This is a genomic window from Leptolyngbya sp. FACHB-671, assembly GCF_014695745.1.
GTDB lineage: Bacteria > Cyanobacteriota > Cyanobacteriia > Elainellales > Elainellaceae > JAAUTN01.
The window spans coordinates 1-20,438 of record NZ_JACJOV010000126.1; the positions used below are offsets into that span (position 1 = coordinate 1).

Below are 20,438 nucleotides of genomic sequence, written 5' to 3' on the forward strand. Positions count from 1 at the left end.
AGTGCCCCGAAGGGGCACTCCCCCGGCTTTTATATTGATTGTGGCTACCTACTTGAGTTAACTATCTATCTTAGTGGTCAGGTCGTCATTCACAACAAAAGCCACTAGAAAAGTTATGGCGTTTGAACGGCATGGACTGAAATCATTTTGAAAACACACTGGATGCTAGCCTGATAGAGCCAAATATTCAAAGAAGAATAGATTGCGTTGGCAAATCAACCTGATTTTTGGGCAGATGAAATTCTTTTCAGGCAAAAATTCTAGCTTCAGTCAATTTAGCTTTAAGCATCAGCAATCAGAATTATCAGAATTAGCCAACGTCATTTACCTCACCCTATGCCTCTGATTCGAAATCGAACTTGGCGTTATCTGATCATGGTGGCTGTGCTGGCTCTGTGTCAGTTTGGCATCACTAAACTGATTTTCATGGTGCCAATTGAGCAACAGGGTATGCGGGTTTGGCCGCTGTGGTTGCCTGCGGGTTTGGCTCAAGCCGCCCTGTTGTTATTTGGGCGCAGACTGTACCCAGGCGTGGCAATTGGCTCGTTCCTGTTTTCGCTGTTTCAATCCCAGGAAATCTCTTGGCTGTTGGCAGCAGCGATCGCCCTCAACAACACAGTGCAACCCCTGGTTGGGGCAACGCTGCTAAAGCGAGTTGACTTTCGCAACGACCTTCAGCGCCAGCAGGACGTGATCGCCTTGTTTGCTCTGGCAACCATTCTGCCGTCTGCACTCAGCGCCACGCTGGGAATGCTGACGATCGATCTGGCAGGGCTGATGGATTGGGCCAACTTTGGCAGAAATTGGTTTCAGTGGTGGATTGGCAATGTCACAGGCATCCTGACGCTAATGCCTGTGCTGTTAACCTGTCGGCAGTGGACGGCGATCGCCAAAAACCCTCGCCGCTGTGCTGAAGCTTTCATCTGGCTCTGTTTGCTCACGACAGCCAGTTGGCTAATCTTTTGCCCCACCAGTGAAACGCCCTTAGCACCCTACTCAATGGCTTCCTTATCATTTCCATTGATCATCTGGGGAGCGTTGCGCTTTGGGCAAATGGGCGCAGCGTTATCGACTGCCATCCTCACCAACGTCGCAACTTGGGGAGTGATTCAAAATAAGGGGCCGTTTATCATCGCGGCGAGAGAGAATGCCGCAGTGCAGCCTGTTGAGTCGCTGCAAGCGTTCATTTGTGTGACAGCGCTGACAGCACTGACGCTAGCAGCGGTGATGGCAGAGCGAGAACAAATGAAGGTGTGGTTGCAGGCAGAAAAAGAAAAGTCAGAGCAGCTATTGCTCAACATTTTGCCGCTGCCGATCGCCAACCAGCTCAAGCAAAACCATCGCAACATTGCAGATAATTTTGCCGAAGCGACGGTCTTGTTTGCGGACATTGTGAATTTCACCAAGCTCTCGGCAACGCTATCGCCCCAGGAGCTAGTCGCGTTGCTCAACGAAATCTTTTCGGCGTTTGATCAGCTTGCAGAGCAGTACGGGCTAGAAAAAATTAAGACAATTGGCGATGCTTACATGGTGGTGGGCGGACTGCCGTTTCCCCAGGAAAATCACGCTGAGGCGATCGCCGATATGGCTCTAGCAATGCAGTCCGAGATGCGTCAATTTAGCAAGCGCCACCACAAGCCCTTCAGTATGCGGATTGGCATCAACACGGGTCCCGTCATTGCAGGCGTAATCGGCACCAAAAAGTTTATCTATGACCTCTGGGGTGACACTGTCAACGTTGCCAGTCGAATGGAGTCTCACGGCATTGCCGGACAGATTCAAGTCACCGAAGCAACTTACGAATGCTTGTGCGATCGCTACCACTTTAAATCACGCGGCAAAGTCCACATCAAGGGCAAAGGACAGATGTACACCTACATCCTGGCGGGCAGAAAGGCTGCGCCTGTGCCGTTGCCGACAGTGCAGGCGAATTGAGGGGTTAGGGGGCGGGCGGTTGAAATCTAAGGTGTATTTTGAAGCCTTCTAAAGCTCCCCAAATTTTTGTTTTAGGGCAGACCTAAGCTGCTTTTGGAAGGGATTGTCACCTCTGACGCGACAAAACCTGTTTCCATCAGGACAAAACCTGATTCTGACGCGACAAAACCTTGTTTCAGCACAGCAAAACCTAATTCCAGCACGACAAACCCCTATTTTGTCGCGAGGGAACCTTGTTTTGTCATACCAAAACTCGATTTCATCGGGACAAAACCTGATTCTGTTGGGGCAGAACCTGATTCGGGCGCGATGGAATATGGATTTTAGTGTGATAGCACTCAACGCTTGAATTCGTATTCCACAAAAGGCTGCAAATGTTGGGCTCCGCTGCGCTTCACCCAACCCACTGGCATGTCAAGCTTGAGATGTTGGGTTCCGCTGCGCTTCACCCAACCTACGGTTCTGCTATCTGTAGGTTGGGTGGAGCAGCGCGAAACCCAACGCTTTAGATTTGCTGCGCTACTATGCAAGTTATTTAATCCACAATCTCAAAGTTAGCCAGCAGAGGTAGAGGCGCAGCATTCGGCAAATAAATCTTGGAATACACCAACTATTTTTGCCCGAATACTACACCCCTTCAGGAACATTCGCTGCTTCTGGACATGCGCCAAAAAAACTTATAAGAACGAAGAGGCAATCGCTCTCATCCCTCACAATGACAACTGCTTTCCGGCTTTGGGTTTGCGTTTCCAAACACAAACGGCACCCCAAACGGTAGCAGCAAGCAAGCTCATTAAGGACGATGGTTCTGGAACGGTAGCGGATGCGCTGGATTCATCCGTTTCCCTGTTCGTATCTAGCGAGTCTGCTAAAGCCACCGGCGAGATTCCCGAAGCGTCTCTACCTGTCGCAGCAGATGCTAAAACAGATGCGGGAATGTAAGAAGGATTAATGGTTCCATCCAGGACACGAGCGATGTAACCCCGATAGGAAGACACCCTTGTCTCACTAGAATATTCACCAAAGCTAGAGTTGACTGTGTCATCAAGGTCTGTGCTGCCAGTTCCTCTCTCACCGTAGGTCGTGATTCCAGCAATCAACTTGCCGATAAAAGCAGGACTGCCTGAGTCGCCCGGAGCTGTATTTACCTCACGACTGCCCAAGCCCAAGTCACTATCCGCGAAGAAGTTGTTCGCTGGTCTACCGTTATCAAAATCAAATAGAAGCTGGCTTCCGGGCGTTGAATTCGGAATCAGGTTAGGAAAATCTTCGGCGCGTGCATCAAATCGGTTTTGTCCGAACAGTTTGCCCCTGCCAAACAAATCAGCCCTCTCGCCCAAATTGCCCGTGCCAATCCTGCCGTATCCAACTTTGGTAAAAATTTGTCCGACTTCGTCAGTGTCGCGATAGATGCCGTATCGATCTACGCCGACTACCCGTCGATTTAATTTAAGAATGGCCAGATCGTTGCCGCTCAAAAGATCACCCTGCCAGCCTGGAAGGATAAAGAAGCCATTAGTGGCAACGCTAAATGAGTTGGTCAGTTCCGTAAAGCTAGCAGTAGCGCTGACGATATCGCGATCGCCCCGGCCGTCCGTAACGCAGTGAGCGGCGGTGAGAAGGTGGAGCCCATCTCGCAGCAAAGAGCCTGTACAGGAGGTTGTATTTCCCGAAACGTTGGTTAGAGACAGTCGCGCAACGCCGCTGTAAGCTCCCGCTTCCACCAGGCGGGCGTCGGGATTGTTGGTTGCTGTGACAATCGCCCTGCTTGCTTCTGCGCTTGCTAGTGTGGAGAGAGTAGCCGCAGTCAGTGCGATCGCTGAGTTTCTTAGGTTCATTTTTACCAGCATTTTTAGTCCCCTTACCCAATATTGTAGTCATCCGTTGGTTTGACTAGAATCAGGAAAGATAGGCGAATTTTGTAAGCAAAATTTAAGATAAACGAAATCGGGGATCGGGGGTTTGATTCAAGCTGAAACTTTAGAATTACTGGAATGGTCGCGTCTGTGTCAACATCTGGCAACTTTTGCAGCGACCAAGCTAGGGGCAACCGCAGCACGTCACTTACAAATTCCAGCAGCGTTATCAGAAAGTTTAGGGTTACTCGCGCAAACCCAGGAAGCCTACCAGATTGAGCAAAATTTACCGTCAGGCTTAAAGTTTGACGGCATTCAAGACATTGGTGAAGCACTGGAGCGATCGCAGCTTCAGGGCGTTTTGTCAGGAGATGAACTGCTGGCGATCGCCACGACTCTGGCAGGCGCAAGACAGCTTCGCCGAACCATCGATAGCCAACCCGACCTGCCCGTTTTGACGGAACTTGTGTCGGACCTACGAACCTACCCAGAGCTAGAGCAGGAGATTCATCGCTGCATTGACGATCGGGGCAAGGTTGCCGATCGAGCCAGTCCTAAACTGGGTGGCATTCGAGAACAGCTTCGGCAGGTGCGCGATCGCATCTATCAGATGTTGCAGCGAATTCTTCAGCGGCAGTCCAATGCTGTGCAAGAGCCAGTGATTACGCAACGGGGCGATCGCTTTGTGATCCCGGTGAAAGCCCCCCAAAAAGATGCGATCCCCGGCATTGTTCACGATACATCTTCCAGCGGTTTGACGCTTTACGTTGAACCCCATTCTGTGGTCAATCTGGGCAACCAGCTACGGCAATTAACCCGTCAAGAACAGGTGGAAGAAGAGGCAGTGCGCCGAGTTCTCACGGAACAGGTCGCAGCCGTAAAGCCTGATTTAGAAAGATTGCTGGCGATCGCCACCATCCTCGACCTGGCGACTGCCCGCGCCCGCTATTCTCTCTGGCTAGGCGCAAACCCGCCCCGCTTCATTGACCGCAGCGCAGGCGAAAGAATCACCCTGCGGCAACTGCGCCATCCCCTGCTCGTTTGGCAAAACCAGCATGAACAGGGAACCCCTGTGGTTCCAATCGATTTGTTGATTCAGCCACAAATTCACGTCGTCGCTATCACCGGACCTAACACGGGCGGTAAAACCGTCACCCTCAAGACCCTGGGACTTGCCGTTCTCATGGCAAAAGTGGGCTTGTTTATCCCTGCCCGTGAACCCGTAGAGCTTCCGTGGTTTGACCACATCCTTGCCGACATCGGCGACGAACAGTCTCTAGAACAAAGCCTTTCCACCTTCTCCGGGCACATCCGGCGAATTAGTCGGATTCTGGAGGCGATTGGGCAGGGGGAGGGAGAGGGGCTAGGGGCTAGGGGCTGGGGGCTAGGGGAAGAGGAATTAGCAACTGAGGCGCAGGGCTCAGAAGAAATTCAAGAACAGAGCACGGAAGAGCAAGCAGACAATCCTTCTCCTCAACCCCTAGCCCCTAGCCCCCAACCCGCAGCCCCTTCCTCCTCCCTGGTTCTTCTCGACGAAGTCGGAGCCGGAACCGACCCTTCGGAGGGAAGTGCCCTGGCGATCGCCTTGCTTCGCTATCTGGCAGACCATGCTCAGTTGACAATTGCGACCACTCACTTTGGTGAACTGAAGGCGCTGAAATATCAAGACGAGCGATTTGAGAATGCCTCGGTTGAGTTTGATGACGTGTCGTTATCACCCACCTATCGCCTGCTGTGGGGAATTCCCGGTCGCTCAAATGCATTGGCGATCGCCCGTCGTCTAGGATTAAAGCCTGAAATTATCGACCAGGCGCAGGGGCAGGTGGGGCTACAGGCATCCGAGGATGTAAATCAGGTGATTGCAGGGCTGGAGGCACAGCGGCGACAGCAAGAGCAAAAGGCGCAGGAAACAGCCCAGCTTTTGCAGCAGGCAGAGCGGCTGCACGCAGAAGTAGCGCGCAAGGCAGCTTTGCTTAAAGAGCGGGAACGTGACCTTCAGCAGCAGCAAGAGCAGGCAGTGCAGAGTGCGATCGCCCAGGCAAAGGCAGAGATTGCTCAAGTGATCCGACAGCTTCAACGTGGCCCGGCAACGGCGCAGGATGCTCAGCAGGCAACGGAATCGCTCAATCAGATTGCTCAACAACAGCTTCCCTCTCGAAAGCCTGCCAAGCCAAAACCTGGCTTTCGGCCGCAGGTAGGCGATCGCGTCCGCATTCCTCGGCTTGGACAAACCGCAGAAGTGCTAACCAATCCCGATGAAGACGGTGAACTCAGCGTCCGCTTTGGGTTGATGAAAATGACCATTTCTCTAGCGGATGTGGAATCGCTGAATGGCGAAAAAGCGGAACTTCCTGCCAAGCCCAAACCCGCCCCTGAACCGCCACCCCCACCCCCTGCTGATCCCGCTCCAACTGTCCGCACTTCTCGTAACACAGTAGATATTCGTGGCAGCCGAGTTGCGGATGCAGAAGTGGTGCTGGAACGGGCGATCGCCTCTGCCGAAGCGGGAGCACTGTGGATCATTCACGGTCACGGCACCGGGAAACTGCGCCAGGGGGTTCACGAATTCCTCAAACAGCACCCGCAGGTTTCTCGCTACGAATTAGCAGAACGCACAGACGGCGGGTCGGGGGTAACGATTGCTTACATTCAGTAAATGGTCCTTTGACTACGTATTGCGACAGGTTCACAAAGCGGTATAAGTTTATAGGATTAGGTGAAAAGCTGATTCTGACTCTGAATAGCTGTTGCGCTTCAACCATTCAGGTCAGGGAAAAGTAGGCAAAAGAATATAATCATGGCACTGATTGTCCAAAAGTACGGCGGCACTTCTGTTGGCTCGGTCGAACGAATTCAGGCGGTTGCACAGCGAGTTTCAAAAGCAGTACAGGCAGGAAACTCGGTTGTAGTCGTCGTTTCAGCAATGGGAAAAACGACCGATGGCTTGGTCAAGCTGGCTAGCCAAATCTCGACCAGTCCCAGCCGGCGCGAGATGGACATGCTGCTGTCTACCGGGGAGCAGGTGACGATCGCCCTACTCAGTATGGCGCTGCAGGAGTTGGGACAGCCTGCGATCTCCCTTACGGGAGCACAGGTTGGCATTGTCACCGAAGCAGAACATACCCGCGCCCGGATTCTCAATATTCAAACCGATCGGGTTGAGCGACATCTAAAGGACGGAAGAGTCGTTGTTGTCGCAGGGTTTCAGGGAGTTAGCAGCACGGCTGACCTGGAGATCACGACGCTAGGACGGGGTGGTTCCGACACTTCAGCTGTTGCTTTAGCAGCAGCACTGAAAGCAGATGCCTGCGAAATTTACACCGATGTACCGGGAATTTTGACGGCTGATCCCCGAATTGTGCCCGATGCGCAGTTGATGACTGACATCACCTCGGACGAAATGCTGGAGTTGGCCAGCCTCGGTGCTAAGGTGCTGCATCCCCGTGCCGTAGAGATTGCGAAAAACTATGGCGTAATGCTGGTGGTGCGCTCTAGCTGGACGGATGATCCCGGTACTCGTGTGGTTTCGCCCATTCCTCAACTGCGATCGCTCGAAGGTTTAGAAATTGCCCATCCCGTTGATGCAGTTGAATTCGACACAGACCAGGCAAAGGTGGCGCTGCTGCGAATTCCCGATCGTCCCGGTGTTGCTGCCCGGCTGTTTGGCGAAATCGCAGTGCAGGATCTCGACGTTGACCTGATTATTCAATCCATCCATGAGGGCAACAGCAACGACATTGCCTTCACCGTCACCAAACATTCGCTCAATCGAGCTGAAGCCGTTGCAGCGGCGATCGCCCCTGCCCTGCGAGGAGAAGCCACTGCCCTGGATGAAGCCGAGGTCATGGTCGAACGCAAAATTGCTAAGGTCAGCATTGCCGGAGCAGGCATGATCGGACGACCAGGAGTTGCGGCTCAAATGTTTTCCACCCTAGCGGCAGCGGGGATCAATATTCAAATGATCTCCACTTCTGAGGTGAAAGTAAGCTGTGCGATCGCTGCCGAAGATTGTGACCGGGCGATCGCCGCCCTGTGCAAGGTATTTAGTATTGCCAGTTCTCCGGTGCGGTTAGATTCCGTTTCGCCTCAAGTAAGCGACAGCAGCGAATTGCCGGTTCGGGGAGCAGCACTCGATGTGAATCAAGCAAGATTAGCGATTCGCCATGTGCCCGATCGCCCTGGTATGGCGGCGAAAATTTTCCAACTGCTGGCAAACCACAATGTCAGCGTTGACATGATCATTCAGTCTCAGCGTTGTCGTTTGATCAACGGTATGACCACGCGAGACATTGCCTTTACAGTGGCGCAAATGGATGCGATCGCCGCCCAAAAAGTGCTTCAGGAAGCCGCCCCAGAATTAGGCTGTGGAGAAGTCACTGTGGACTGGGCGATCGCCAAAGTCAGCATTGTTGGCATTGGCATGGTAGGACGACCCGGCATTGCTGCCCGCATGTTTGAGGCGATCGCCCATCAGCAAATCAACATTCAGATGATTGCCACCTCGGAAATCAAGATTAGCTGCGTCGTAGCTGAAACCGATGGTGTGAAAGCGCTCCAGGCAGTTCACGCTGCCTTTGGACTTTCGGGTCAAGAAAAGATCCAAATTCCCGCCTGATTTGCAGTAGCGCAGCAATCCTAAAGCGTTGGGTTCCGCCGCGTTTCACCCAACCTACATCACTGTAGGGGCGCAGCATTCGGCAGGTAGACTCTGGATAGACCGAAAAATTTTGCCCGAATGCTACGCCCTCACAAGGATTTAAGCTACGAGTTGTAAACCTGCTCTAGCCAGGATTTGAATAATTAAGGAATTGATTAGACCTAGCAAAATTGCGCCCAAGATAGCACTCAAAAATCCTTTTTCTAGTCGAAAACCCCGGACAAGATAAGCTGCTAACCCAAAAATAATTGCGTTAACGATAATCGCAAACAGACCTAGCGTTAGAAACGTAATTGGAAAAGCTAGAAACCTTAGAATTGGCCCCAAAAAAGCATTCAATACACCAAAAACTGCTGCTGAAGTAAGAGCTTTTTGAGGGCTAGAAATTTCTACTCCCACAAAAGGTAGTTTAGAAATAATGTACAAACTAGCCGCAGTAACTAACCAAATAATTAAAACTCCAACAATCCAAGGCATGGTAAGGACTCCTCATCTAACTTGATTTGCCTGAAGCTGATAAAAAAGGCAATTTTTGAGTCAAAGTCAATTGATTGACCCAAAATCCGCCCTCATTATCCCTGATTCAGTAAATAGACATGCTATTTGCACGAATTTCTTCAAACAGCGGTTCGACTCCTCGCTGCTAAGCAGGAGCGTAGGAATCCAGAAGACTACCTGTTATGGAGTAGCAGGCTGCGGCGTAGAGGGAGCAGGTTCCAGGGAACCCGAACCATCAGGAGCGCTGGGAAAAGGTTCCAACCCTGGGAATAGGTCTTGATTTGGAGCAAGCGGATCGGTCGTACCCGGTGCGCCCAATCCAGGCTGTCCAAAGGGGTCATTGGGAATAGCTCCCGGGTCGGGAACCAATCCGGGAACTGCAGTATCGGCTGCAGATTCTGGCAGGGTTGCCAGGGCTACGCGATCGCCCCCGACCGAACGCAGCAGATCAATTACACCAACCACATCGTTGTAACGGGCTTCTCGCGATGCATAGAGCACCATCAACCCGTCTGGACTAGTTTGCTGATAGTTCAAAATCACCCCCAAAAGCTGGTCTTGCGTGACGGGCTGTTGCTCGACATAGACCTGTCCAATCGGGTCAATACTAACGATCAGCATTTCGCGCATCTGCGGCGTACCCGTCGAGGCAGACGGCAAATCCACGCCAATGGCAGCCTGCCGGGTTAAACCCACCGCTGCCAGAATAAAAAACGTCAGAATGCAGAAAATTACGTCAATCAGCGGAATAATCTCAATCCGCACTTCTTCTGCTGGGGAATCTAAATTAATCTTCATGGCGATCGCTAAACAACTAAAAATCAAACGCCTAGATCTGCACTTCTTAAAGGAACCGTAGGATGCGTTACGACTGGTCGTCTAACGCATCACTTATAGCAACGATGCATTACGCTAGCGCTAACACACCCTACATTGGTTCTTGATTAAAACGTGGTTCTTGATTAAAGCCCACTGCCGCCTCTTAGATCAGGTGGGACATCAGGATTGATGGGTCTTGGCAGAGGATTATGCCGCAGTGCCCAGTTTTTTCGATAGATCAGCTCTAGCTCATTGCCGGACTGCCGGAACAGTTTTGCCTGTCCAAACACCAATCCCTGAAAGACGCGATAAAAGGCAAGACTCGCGATCGCAATAATCAATCCTGCGGCAGTGGTAATTAGTGCCTCTGCGATCCCCAGCGTCACTCCTGCCGTTGAAGCCGTACCCAGATCGCCTAGACGAATGGAACCTAGCGAATTGATTAGACCCAGCACCGTTCCTAATAGCCCTAATAGCGGCGAGATGGCAATCACGGCTTCTAAAATCTTGTCGCCTCGGCGCATCGCTGCCAATTCTTCATCGGCGCTAGATTCCAGAGCAAGCTGAAACACTTCTGGATCTGGGTTGTTTAGCTCCAGGGCTGAGTAGAGAAACCGTCCAATCGGTTTATCGTTCGACTTTCTGGCGATTTCGGTTGCGTCTCCCCACTCGCGCCGTGCCGCTTCCATCACCCGTCCTGCGATTTCACGCTCACGGCTCAAAGTCTTTGACCAAAACCAAATCCGCTCAATGATGGTGCTCAGTGCCAAAACTGATAGCAGCAGCAGGGGCCACATTGCGGGACCGCCCCTAGCAAATAGCTCAGGAATATTCACAGCCTCGTTCTACCTCCGTTTCTCGTTCCCAGCCCAATTTTGCCAGAAAGCAGGGCATCTCAATTCTAGAGACTTAACCTTCATACGCAATAAAAGTTTGACCTCCGAAAAGTTTAGACCCTAATTTCGGCGAAAAGGTTCAGCTAAAAGAATTTCATCTGGGTTGGACCTGGGTTTCTCGTCGATTCCGTGTTTGAGTTGAGAAACCAGTAAAAATTTTTGTCATTTGACGATCGCCCCATGCGCTCTTGATATCATGATGAATCGCTCTCACCGACTGCCCTATGAAAGATTTTCAGGACGCATTTATTTCTTATGGGCGGGCTGACAGCACACAATTTGCTACGAAGCTCCACGACCGATTAGTTGAATGTGGCTTGGAAGTTTGGCTAGATCAGCACGACATTCCGCCGAGCGTAGATTTTCAAAATCAAATCAACGACGGTATTGAGAAAGCACACAACTTCATTTTCATCATTGCTCCGCATTCTGTTCAATCTGTCTATTGTTTGCGCGAAATTCAACATGCGGTGCAATATCGCAAACGAATCATTCCACTGCTGCACGTCAAAGCGGATGACTTCCTGCATCTGACCCATCCGATCATTCGTAAGCTCAACTGGATCTGGTTTCAGGAAGGAATTGATAACTTTGAAACTTCATTTGCTGAGCTGCTGAATGTGCTGCAAAGCCATGCAGACTATGTGAAACAGCACACCTGGATTTTGAGCCAAGCGCTGGAGTGGGAAAAGCATCAGAAACAAACTCGCTGTTTGTTAATTGGGCAGGAGCGGATTCAGGCAGAAAACTGGTTGAGGAAGCAGTTTCAAGGAGAGCAAGCTCCGTGTGAACCGTCCGATTTACACTGTGAATTCATTTGCGAAAGCACTAAAAATGCTGACAATTTGATGACTCAAGTTTTTATCAGCTATGCGGCGGCTGATCGAGACGCGATGACGCAAATCAGCAAAACTTTGATGCGACAGGGCATTACCATTCGGACTCATTCCGTTGAAGGTGAAATGAGTGCTGCGGTTGAGGCGAGCATTCAACAAGGAGTTGAGCAGGCGAATAATTTAATCTACTTAGTGTCGCCAAGCTCACTGATGTCTAAGGCTTGTCAGCAAGCAGTGAAACAAGCTTTTGCTGATCAAAAGCGAATTATTGCCCTGCTGGTTCAGCCGCCAACTCAGCCAAAAGCATTGGCGGCACTCCAGCGCTTTACTTGTATTGATTTCAGAGCTTATCAAGATGCAGCGCAATATGAAGCGGCGATCGCCAAACTCCTCAACGTCTTGCATCAAGATGCTCACTATTATGAGCAGCACAAAATTTTGCTGGTCAAAGCCCTGAAATGGCAGCGACAAAACCGCAATTCCAGCATTCTGTTGCGCGGCTATAACCTGCAACACTACGAAACCTGGCTGAAGCTAGCAAAGCAGCGATCGCACCATACGCCAACCCCACTACAAGCAGAATTCATTGCCGCAAGCCTGAATCAACCACCCGAAGCTGCTCTGGAGGTGTTTGTTTCTTACTCACGAGCCGATTCTGACCTGGCGCGTAAATTGAATGATGCGCTGCAAGTCCAGGGCAAAACCACCTGGTTTGACCAGGAAAGCATTGCCTCTGGCACAGAATTTCAGCAGGAAATCTATCGCGGCATCGAAAGTTCTGACAATTTCCTGTTCATCATTTCCCCCAGTTCGATCTATTCGCCCTACTGCAAAGATGAGGTGGAATACGCCCAGAAGCTCAATAAGCGAATTGTCACGGTGCTGCATCGCCCAGTTACCGTTCAAGACCTGCATCCCGCCCTAGCTAGCATTCAGTGGATTGACTTTAATCGCTATGTTGGCGACTTTTATGCCAACTTTAGTGAGTTGGTGAGAGTGCTGGATACCGATCGCATTTACGTTCAGAGCCATACTAAATGGTCACTGCAAGCATTGGAATGGCAGCACGACCACAAAAACCCTGATTTGTTGCTGCGTGGCAGTGAGCTGATGCTGGCAAAAGGATGGCTCCAGCAAGCCCAACATCAGCAAAAGCAGCCAGCCCCTACTGCATTACAGGAGGAATTTATTATTGCCAGTGCTGAGTCAAGCGATCGCCTGATTCAACAGGAGCAGGAACGGCAAAAGCGAGAACTGGAGCAAGAGCGGGCACTTCGCAAAACGGCACAGAGAACCACTGTCGGGGCGCTAATTGGCGGAGTTGCCTTGCTGGGAGTCAGCATTGCTGCGGTATTGAATCAGATAGAAGCCTGGAATGCCGAAAATGCGGCTCAGGTTGCTCAAATCCATACGCTGAGTGCCTCTTCTCAGCTTTTATTTAGCTCAAACCAAAGTTTGGAAGCGCTAATTGCCAGTTTGCAAGCCGCTCGCAAGCTCCAGCAACTCGACGCACCCGATGCCCAACTTCATGATCAGGTTAGGGGCAGCTTACAGCGCATCGTCTCTGGCATTCGCGAACACAATCGACTAGTAGGACGAGTCAGCAGAGTTTACAGCATCAGCTTCAGCCCCGATGGTCAACAGTTGCTTACCAGCGGTTCTGGAATTGCCAACCTGTGGCGTGCTACAGGTGAACCATTAGTGCAGCTTGGAGGGCACGGGGGATTAATTAGAAGCCTTAGCTTTAGCCCCAACGGATGGCGAATTGCTATAGGCGATCAGTCCAGCACGCTGCGCCTGTGGGATCTCAAAGGCAATCAAGTTGCTAAAGTGCCAACCAATCAAACCAAAATTTGGAGCCTCAGCTTCAGCCCCAACGGAAACCAACTGGCAACGGGTGGAGAAGACGGGACGGTCAAACTGTGGAGGCTAGAGGGCGATCGCATCACGTTCATCACTCAATTCAAGGCGATTGACGGAAGCTGGATCGAAGACATCAGCTTTAGCCCCGACGGTCAGCTTCTCGCAGTCAGTGGATTAGGTGGTACTGCCTTCCTTTGGGATTTAAGCGGCACTTCCCCCTCACGCAGAGTTCGCCTCACCGGGCACGAAGACCTGGTTTATAGCATCAGCTTTAGTCCCGACGGTGAGCAAATTGCCACCAGTGCCCAGGACGGCACCGCTCGTCTATGGAATCTGGACGGCAATCTGCTGGGTGAACTGCGAGGACACAACGGCTGGGTCTACAGCACGGACTTTAGCCCGGATGGACGGCAACTTGTCACCAGCGGACAAGACAGCACCATTCGTCTGTGGAGTTTGGGCGATCGCAGACAGCTTGCTGAACTGAGTGGGCATCAGGGTCGCGTCTATGACGTTCGCTTCAGCCCTGATGGAAATCGCCTGATCAGCAGCGGCGAAGACGGTATCGTGCGGCTGTGGGAGCTTGGCAATCAGCCCTTGGCACTGAGCAGACATGTGAAACGGGCGACCGGCGTTCGCTTCAGCCCCGATGGACAAATCGGCACCACAGGAGACGACGGTATGGTGCGATTGTGGAATGCCACAGGCGAATCAATTGGTCAATTTCCCACAAACCAAAACCGCAGCTTGAGCCTGGCATTCAGTCCGACAGAGCCAATTTTGGCAACTGGTGGCATCGACTTTACGACACGACTGTGGGATTTTCAGGGAAACCAGTTAGCCATTCTGGAGAGGAGTCAGGATTGGATTCGTGCTGTCAGCTTTAGCCCAGACGGACAGCAAATCGTCGCCGCTGGCGCAGATGGCAAAGTGTATCAGTGGAATCGTGCAGGCGAACCACTACCCGAATTTCAAGCCGATCCCAGCGAGATCCACAGCATCAGCATTAGCCCCGATGGACAAACCCTGGCAACGGGTGGCGATGAAATGGCAGCCTTATGGGATTTCCAAGGAAACTCATTGGCTAAACTTGACCATCAAAGCCGAGTCTTAAGCGTCAGCTTTAGCCCCGATGGAAAAACGGTTGCCTCCGCTGGGGCAGATTACCGCGTGCGGTTGTGGGACTTAGAAGGGAACCAGATTGCTGAATTTAGCGGACATCAGGGACAGATCAACAGCGTCAGCTTTAGCCCCGATGGAAAACTCTTAGCAACGGGCGCAGAAGACGGCACTGCTCGCATTTGGGATTTAACAGGCAATCAAATGGGTGAATTTAAAGGCAACCAGGGAGCGATCTGGAGCGTCAGCTTTAGCCCCGATGGAAAAACTTTGGCAGCCAGTGGCGAAAATGGCATCACTAAACTCTGGCGCGTTGAACCCATAGAAACTCTGGATCAACTGCTAACGCGAGGCTGCGACTGGCTAAGAGACTATTTGCAATACAATCCCGATGTAGAAGAGAGCGATCGCCAAACCTGCTCATAGGCTTAAACAAACGATTCACCAAATTTCAGAACTATCGTTATCTGGTCAAGGCTTGCATTCATAAGATCTGCTTAAGCGGACTTCAAGTCAGCATAAGCGATCTCCAAGTCGAGACTTACAGTTACCAAGTCAGAAGTTTCAGTTACCAAGTCAGAAGTTTCATTCATAAGATTCACTTAAGCGGACTTTAAGTCAGCATAAGCAGTAACCAGATCAAAACTTACGTTTATTAGATCAGAACTTACGTTTATCAAGTCAGCATAAGTGTTTGTGGTGTAGACGAGAACGGAGAGAATGGAGGGTGATTGTTTTTGGGGAGAGAGGGGCGATCGCGCCTCTTCTCTCCATCTAACGAGTAACCCCCTCCGACGCGACCCAGCCTAGTAAGCGATCGAAAAGCCTAGAGGAGAAGTTCATAGTTTATAACAAGCACACTTTTGTTTGTGTAACAAATCTCGCTACCGAATGCCGAAATTATGCAGAAACTTTCAAGGTAACTCGTTGAGCAACGGGTATTATACGGAAACTTTCAGGGTAATGCGATCGAAAGGCATCTTATCTAGAAACTTTCGGGAATAAAAGTCTGAGTAGAGAGTTATACGGAAAATTTCAGTACAACGAATTGTTAGCCCGAACTGTACCTCTCGTTGAAATGTGTAAATATAAATCCTTTACTTATGAGTTGAATTCGTAACTTCAATTCAATTTGCTCGATGAATATCATGAAAACCATATTTGTTGACACTTGTGTTTGGCGGCACTGGTTTAGCCACTTGGATCAGCCTTCAAAACTAACCCCTAAGCTAAAAGCAGAATCTGAAGCCTTTCAACGGATATACAACTTGGTGCTGAATAGTGACAGCAAACAATTTGTTTTTAATCAAAGAATAGTAGATGAGCTTGGTTCCCAGTTCGCAGAACACCTTGAGGAGAAAGTTCTTCCATTTGCAAAGAAAGTTCCAATCCCATTAACAAGACCTGATGGCGCATACAAGCCGGATGGTTCTCTCATATGCGGCGGAAATTGTGGTGGGACATTGCGCGATTTACTTGTCATACAAGGATATAAACATGCTGATAAGCTTGAAGAAGCTGCTACATCCTTGGCTCCTGATGCTTATTTGTACAATACTAAGCCAAGAAAAAAGGAATTCGATATTGAACATATGGAATCTGCTCTCGAATGCAACGCGGAATTGTTTATCACTGCTGACGAAAGAACAATATTGAATTTACTAAAGCAAGCTGCCAAATCCTATCCTATTCAACACCCCATTACTCATATGCATTCAATTGCAAAACTTCCATCAGAATCCCTAAATATCCTAACGTGTAGTAATCATTGAAATCGTGCTATCTGTAGCTAGGCTATATGGTTGAATCGGTTTACATCGAAATCAGTGCAATCACCATCGCCGCAGGGTGTGTTCCCTAATGTAACTCCCATTACTCCTCTGATAGATTTCTAAGAACACACCATGCTTATAAATTGCTTAAAGCAAGCGATCGTAGTCTAACAACGCCATGCACGCCGACCGTCGAAGTTATCTGTTGGAATTTAAAGGTTATCTACGGCGGGTGATGGGCAACGTTAGACCGCAGTGGTAGGGTTCGTTACTGTTAAGCAAACGCACCATTCTATGGTACTTGTATGTTCCAACAACTGTTCTAATTACCAGTGATATATGTTTGAAGGTGGGTAAGGTTAGTGTTGGAGCGATCGCCTCTCAAGGGCATTTTTAGCAGTTAGTTGTAGGCTAGGATCAAAGAGATTCCTGCTATCAGATACACTGATATGACAACCACAGCGCGTGTTATTCATAGTGACCCTGACATTTTGGGAGGAACTCCTGTTTTTGTCGGAACTCGTGTGCCGATGAAAACGTTGCTCGATTATCTCGAAGCGGGCGATCCACTCGATGAATTCTTAGATCATTTTCCGAGTGTTAGACGTGAGCAGGCGATCGCAGCCCTTGAACTCGCCAAGGAAATGCTGACAGCCTATGCGAATCCTGCTTGATGAATGTGTGCCACGACCCCTAAAGCGTGAACTTGCTGATTGCGAAATATGCACAGTTGTCGAGATGGGATGGTCAGGCAAGAAGAACGGCGAATTGTTGCAGCTCATGAGTCAAGAGAGCTTCACAATTTTGCTTACTGCAGATCAAAATTTGCGCTATCAACAAAACTTGCAACAAGCTGGAGTGGCTATCGTTGTTCTTATAGCACGCAGTAATAGGTTGCCAGATTTAGTACCTCTGATACCTGATGTTCGTAGTGTACTGAATACTATTACGCCAGGAGAAGTAATCGAAGTTGGAGGTTCTCGATAGTTAAGTAAGCGGGGTAGCACAACATAGCGTGGCTTTTGGGATTGGCAGGAAAGTTTGTATTGTTTGAGTGGGCAGCATCTGGACTAAACGTAGCTACCACGGTCAAAAGAGACGTGTACACAGTGTATGAAAGTCTAGTGATAAATGGTCGGTGGCATTTCCAGATTGTTTGCTGCCTTTCACCGTTATGCAGTTAGTACGATCGCCACGAAAGGCTCCATTAGACAGGCGATCGCTAATTAACCTTTGGCTGCAAATTTAGAAATTCTGGTTAAACAAGAATTAGAAGTAGCTTTAAACTGGGCACTCTTTAATGCATAGATTCAAGGTGTGCTGCTTTGCAATGCTAATTTGGCTGCGTCCAGAGGTGCGATCGCTAAACGTTGAGGACACACAGCAAAAGCAGATGTTCTTTGAACAAGAACATAGAAGAGAGGAAAAAATCAATGCGTTTCTTCAAACAGCCTATTGAAGTTTCAGTAGGTCATGATGTTCTTGAGAGAGCCAAAAGCTTTTCAGAAAAAGTTGCTCCTACAGTTGGCACTCGCGGCGTGTACATGGACACAAATCAAAGTGATTTAAGAAAAATCCGGCATGACCACTATGTGAGTAAGGTAGGAGAAGAGGCGGTCAAACAAATTCTTCAACAGCTTGGTAGGACGATAGAAGGTCCAGACTACGAAATCTACCAGGGTAAACAGAAGTCATGGAATTCTGATTTGTGGGTTGATGGAGTTGATCTAGCCGTAAAAACCCAAACAAAAGAATCAGCAAATAAATTTGGACTTTCCTGGACATTTCAAGCAAGTCGGCAAAGAAGAGATCCAATTTTAGACAAACCCGATGCCTGGGTGTGCTTCGTCAAATTTGATCCGCAGAAGCAACAATGTTGTGTTTATCCACCCTGCCAAATTAAGGAATTAGAGTTTGGAGAGCCTGTACTAGCAAAGTTAAAGGGAACCAAGAAAGTTGTATATGCCCAGAGGTTGCCGGGTTTGTAAACGTTTAGCAAGTCCTTTCACCTGACCTTTTAGTTAGCCTTTGCAGCCATCCAAAATGCGATCGCCAATCCAACTGCAACGTTAAACTAGGTAACTGACGAGTCCTTCACTCAGAGCTAGGTTGTGGTTTGTGCCTCAACTCTCTGCCCGCATGGGTTAGCGTAGCGTAACCCATACTACAAACTGCCTCCGCCTTTACTCTTTCGCCCTCATCCCTCCCCCATGAGTATCTTCACCCTACAGTCTGTCCAAAAAGACTTTGGCATTAAGGAAATCCTCAAAGATGGCAGCTTCAGTCTGGATGCCACCGATAAAGTAGGGCTGATTGGCACCAATGGCTCTGGCAAATCCACGCTGCTGAAGATGATCGCGGGATTAGAACCCATTGATGGCGGTCAATTGTTGGTTAACTCTGGAGTCAATATCGTTTACCTGCCTCAACAGCCTGACCTGGACGAGAATCGCACTGTGTTAGAGCAAGTCTTTGCCGACAGCGGCGAACAGATGGCTATGGTGCGGCAGTATGAGGAGGTTTCTCATAAGCTGGCACACGGACAGGGTGATGCTGACAGGCTAATGTCACAGCTTTCACACCTGACTCACCAGATGGAGTCTACTGGAGCCTGGGAACTGGAAACCAACGCCAAAATTATTCTGACCAAGCTGGGGATTGAAGATTTTGACGAGCGAATCAGCAACTTATCGGGCGGCTACCGCAAGCGAATTGCCCTGGCAACCGCGCTACTCGCTGATCCTGATGTGCTGCTCATGGATGAGCCAACCAACCATCTGGATGCGCTATCGGTCGAATGGCTGCAAGATTACCTCAACCGCTATCGGGGCGCACTGCTGCTGATTACCCACGATCGCTACTTTCTCGATCGCGTCACCAACCGCATTATTGAAATTGACCGGGGCGACCTCTACGGCTATTCCGGCAACTATTCCTACTACTTGGAGAAAAAGTCGCTGTCTGAGGAATCTGCCGTCAGTTCTCAGCGCAAACATCAGGGTGTATTGCGGCGCGAGTTGGAATGGCTAAAGCGTGGCCCCAAAGCCCGCAGCACCAAGCAAAAGGCGCGCATCGAGCGGATTCGTGACATGCAGGCGCAGGAATTCAAGCAAGTGCAGGGCAAAGTAGATATTGCCACTCCTGGTCGGCGAATTGGTAAGAAGGTGATTGAGCTAGAGCAGGTTAGTAAGGCGTATGGCGATCGCACCCTGATTCACAATTTCACCTATTACTTCAACCCTGAAGACCGCATTGGCATCATTGGCGGCAACGGCGCAGGCAAATCAACCCTGATGGATATCATTACTGGACGGGTGAAGCCCGACTCCGGTACGGTAGAAATTGGCTCCACGATTCACATTGGCTACTTTGACCAGCACTCCGAAGCGCTTCTCACCGCTCTCAACGAAAACCAGCGGGTGATTGACTACATTAAAGAAGTAGGTGAATTCATCCAAACTGCTGATGGGACTCAGATTAGCGCCTCTCAAATGCTGGAGCGATTCCTGTTTCCTGGGAATCAGCAGTACGCACCCATTCACAAATTATCGGGTGGCGAAAAGCGGCGGCTGTTCCTGATGCGGGTACTGATGAGTGCGCCTAATGTGCTGATTCTGGACGAGCCGACGAATGATCTGGATGTACAAACGCTGGCAGTCCTGGAAGACTACCTGGAAGACTTTAACGGCTGCGTTATTGTCGTTTCTCACGATCGCTACTTCCTCGATCGCACCGTAGACACGATCTTTGCCCTGGAACCAGGCGGCAACATTCGCCAATATCCTGGCAACTACTCGGTCTACCTTGACTTCAAAAAAGCAGAAGAGGAATCCGCCGCACAAACCGAAGCTAGCAATTCTAAGTCTTCCAAATCCGCTCCTGCCCAGAAGCAGATTGCAGATTCTCCTGTCGATTCAACCGAAAGCTCAAAACCCAAAACTCAAAATCTCACCAAACCCCGCAAACTTTCCTACAAAGAAAAGCGCGAATTTGAGCAGCTAGAAACTGAAATTCCCAAACTGGAAGCGGAAAAAATAGAGGTCGAAAAGACGCTTTACCACAATCCTCCAGCAGGCTTTACGCAGGTGCAGCAGTTATCAGAACGATTGGCAGAGTTAACCCAGACGATCGATTCCGCTACCGAGCGCTGGCTGGAACTGGCAGAACTAGTGGATTGACAAACTTTA

General features: G+C 50.0%; 14 protein-coding genes. 10 read left to right on the top strand and 4 right to left on the bottom strand.

The window, feature by feature from the left end; genetic code table 11:
• The first annotated feature begins 336 nt into the window (after positions 1–336).
• On the top strand, positions 337–1,935 hold the full coding sequence (locus tag H6F93_RS16620; protein WP_242042607.1) for an adenylate/guanylate cyclase domain-containing protein: 1,599 nt from the start codon (positions 337–339) through the stop codon (positions 1,933–1,935).
• 103 nt (positions 1,936–2,038) lie between these two features.
• Entirely contained in the window at positions 2,039–2,284 is a 246-nt protein-coding gene (locus H6F93_RS16625; RefSeq protein ID WP_190682839.1) for a hypothetical protein, read from the top strand.
• A gap of 361 nt (positions 2,285–2,645) precedes the next feature.
• Here H6F93_RS16625 and H6F93_RS16630 read toward each other — a convergent pair whose 3' ends face one another.
• Positions 2,646–3,773, bottom strand: a complete 1,128-nt coding sequence (locus tag H6F93_RS16630) for a trypsin-like serine protease (protein ID WP_190682842.1) — start codon at positions 3,771–3,773, stop codon at positions 2,646–2,648.
• A gap of 124 nt (positions 3,774–3,897) precedes the next feature.
• On the opposite strand from H6F93_RS16630, the gene H6F93_RS16635 reads away from it, so the two are divergent.
• Complete coding sequence (locus H6F93_RS16635) at positions 3,898–6,447, top strand: endonuclease MutS2 (protein WP_190682845.1); 2,550 nt, start codon at positions 3,898–3,900, stop codon at positions 6,445–6,447.
• A gap of 141 nt (positions 6,448–6,588) precedes the next feature.
• On the top strand, positions 6,589–8,406 hold the full coding sequence (locus H6F93_RS16640; protein ID WP_190682848.1) for an aspartate kinase: 1,818 nt from the start codon (positions 6,589–6,591) through the stop codon (positions 8,404–8,406).
• Between the two features lie 141 nt (positions 8,407–8,547).
• On the opposite strand, the gene H6F93_RS16645 is transcribed toward H6F93_RS16640, so the two are convergent.
• The 3 genes from H6F93_RS16645 to H6F93_RS16655 form a co-directional block, all read right to left on the bottom strand.
• A complete protein-coding gene (locus tag H6F93_RS16645; RefSeq protein WP_190645851.1) occupies positions 8,548–8,925 on the bottom strand; it encodes a phage holin family protein in 378 nt (125 codons plus the stop codon).
• 201 nt (positions 8,926–9,126) lie between these two features.
• Entirely contained in the window at positions 9,127–9,744 is a 618-nt protein-coding gene (locus H6F93_RS16650) for an ExbD/TolR family protein (RefSeq protein ID WP_190682851.1), read from the bottom strand.
• Positions 9,745–9,908: 164 nt separating this feature from the next.
• Positions 9,909–10,601: a MotA/TolQ/ExbB proton channel family protein gene (locus tag H6F93_RS16655; protein WP_190682854.1), complete on the bottom strand. Its 693-nt coding sequence runs from the start codon at positions 10,599–10,601 to the stop codon at positions 9,909–9,911.
• Positions 10,602–10,885: 284 nt separating this feature from the next.
• On the opposite strand from H6F93_RS16655, the gene H6F93_RS16660 reads away from it, so the two are divergent.
• From H6F93_RS16660 to H6F93_RS16685, 6 genes are all read left to right on the top strand, one after another.
• A complete protein-coding gene (locus tag H6F93_RS16660) occupies positions 10,886–14,905 on the top strand; it encodes a TIR domain-containing protein (RefSeq protein WP_190682857.1) in 4,020 nt (1,339 codons plus the stop codon).
• Between the two features lie 722 nt (positions 14,906–15,627).
• Positions 15,628–16,251 (top strand): hypothetical protein, encoded by a 624-nt coding sequence (locus H6F93_RS16665; protein WP_190682860.1) that lies wholly within the window; start codon positions 15,628–15,630, stop codon positions 16,249–16,251.
• 449 nt (positions 16,252–16,700) lie between these two features.
• Positions 16,701–16,925, top strand: coding sequence for a DUF433 domain-containing protein (locus tag H6F93_RS16670; protein WP_190682862.1), 225 nt, complete (start codon positions 16,701–16,703; stop codon positions 16,923–16,925).
• Positions 16,909–17,238: a DUF5615 family PIN-like protein gene (locus tag H6F93_RS16675; protein ID WP_190682865.1), complete on the top strand. Its 330-nt coding sequence runs from the start codon at positions 16,909–16,911 to the stop codon at positions 17,236–17,238. The genes H6F93_RS16670 and H6F93_RS16675 overlap by 17 nt, the downstream gene beginning before the upstream one ends.
• A 413-nt stretch (positions 17,239–17,651) precedes the next feature.
• Complete coding sequence (locus H6F93_RS16680) at positions 17,652–18,239, top strand: hypothetical protein (protein WP_190682868.1); 588 nt, start codon at positions 17,652–17,654, stop codon at positions 18,237–18,239.
• 222 nt (positions 18,240–18,461) lie between these two features.
• Complete coding sequence (locus H6F93_RS16685) at positions 18,462–20,429, top strand: ABC-F family ATP-binding cassette domain-containing protein (protein WP_190682872.1); 1,968 nt, start codon at positions 18,462–18,464, stop codon at positions 20,427–20,429.
• Positions 20,430–20,438 lie beyond the last annotated feature (9 nt).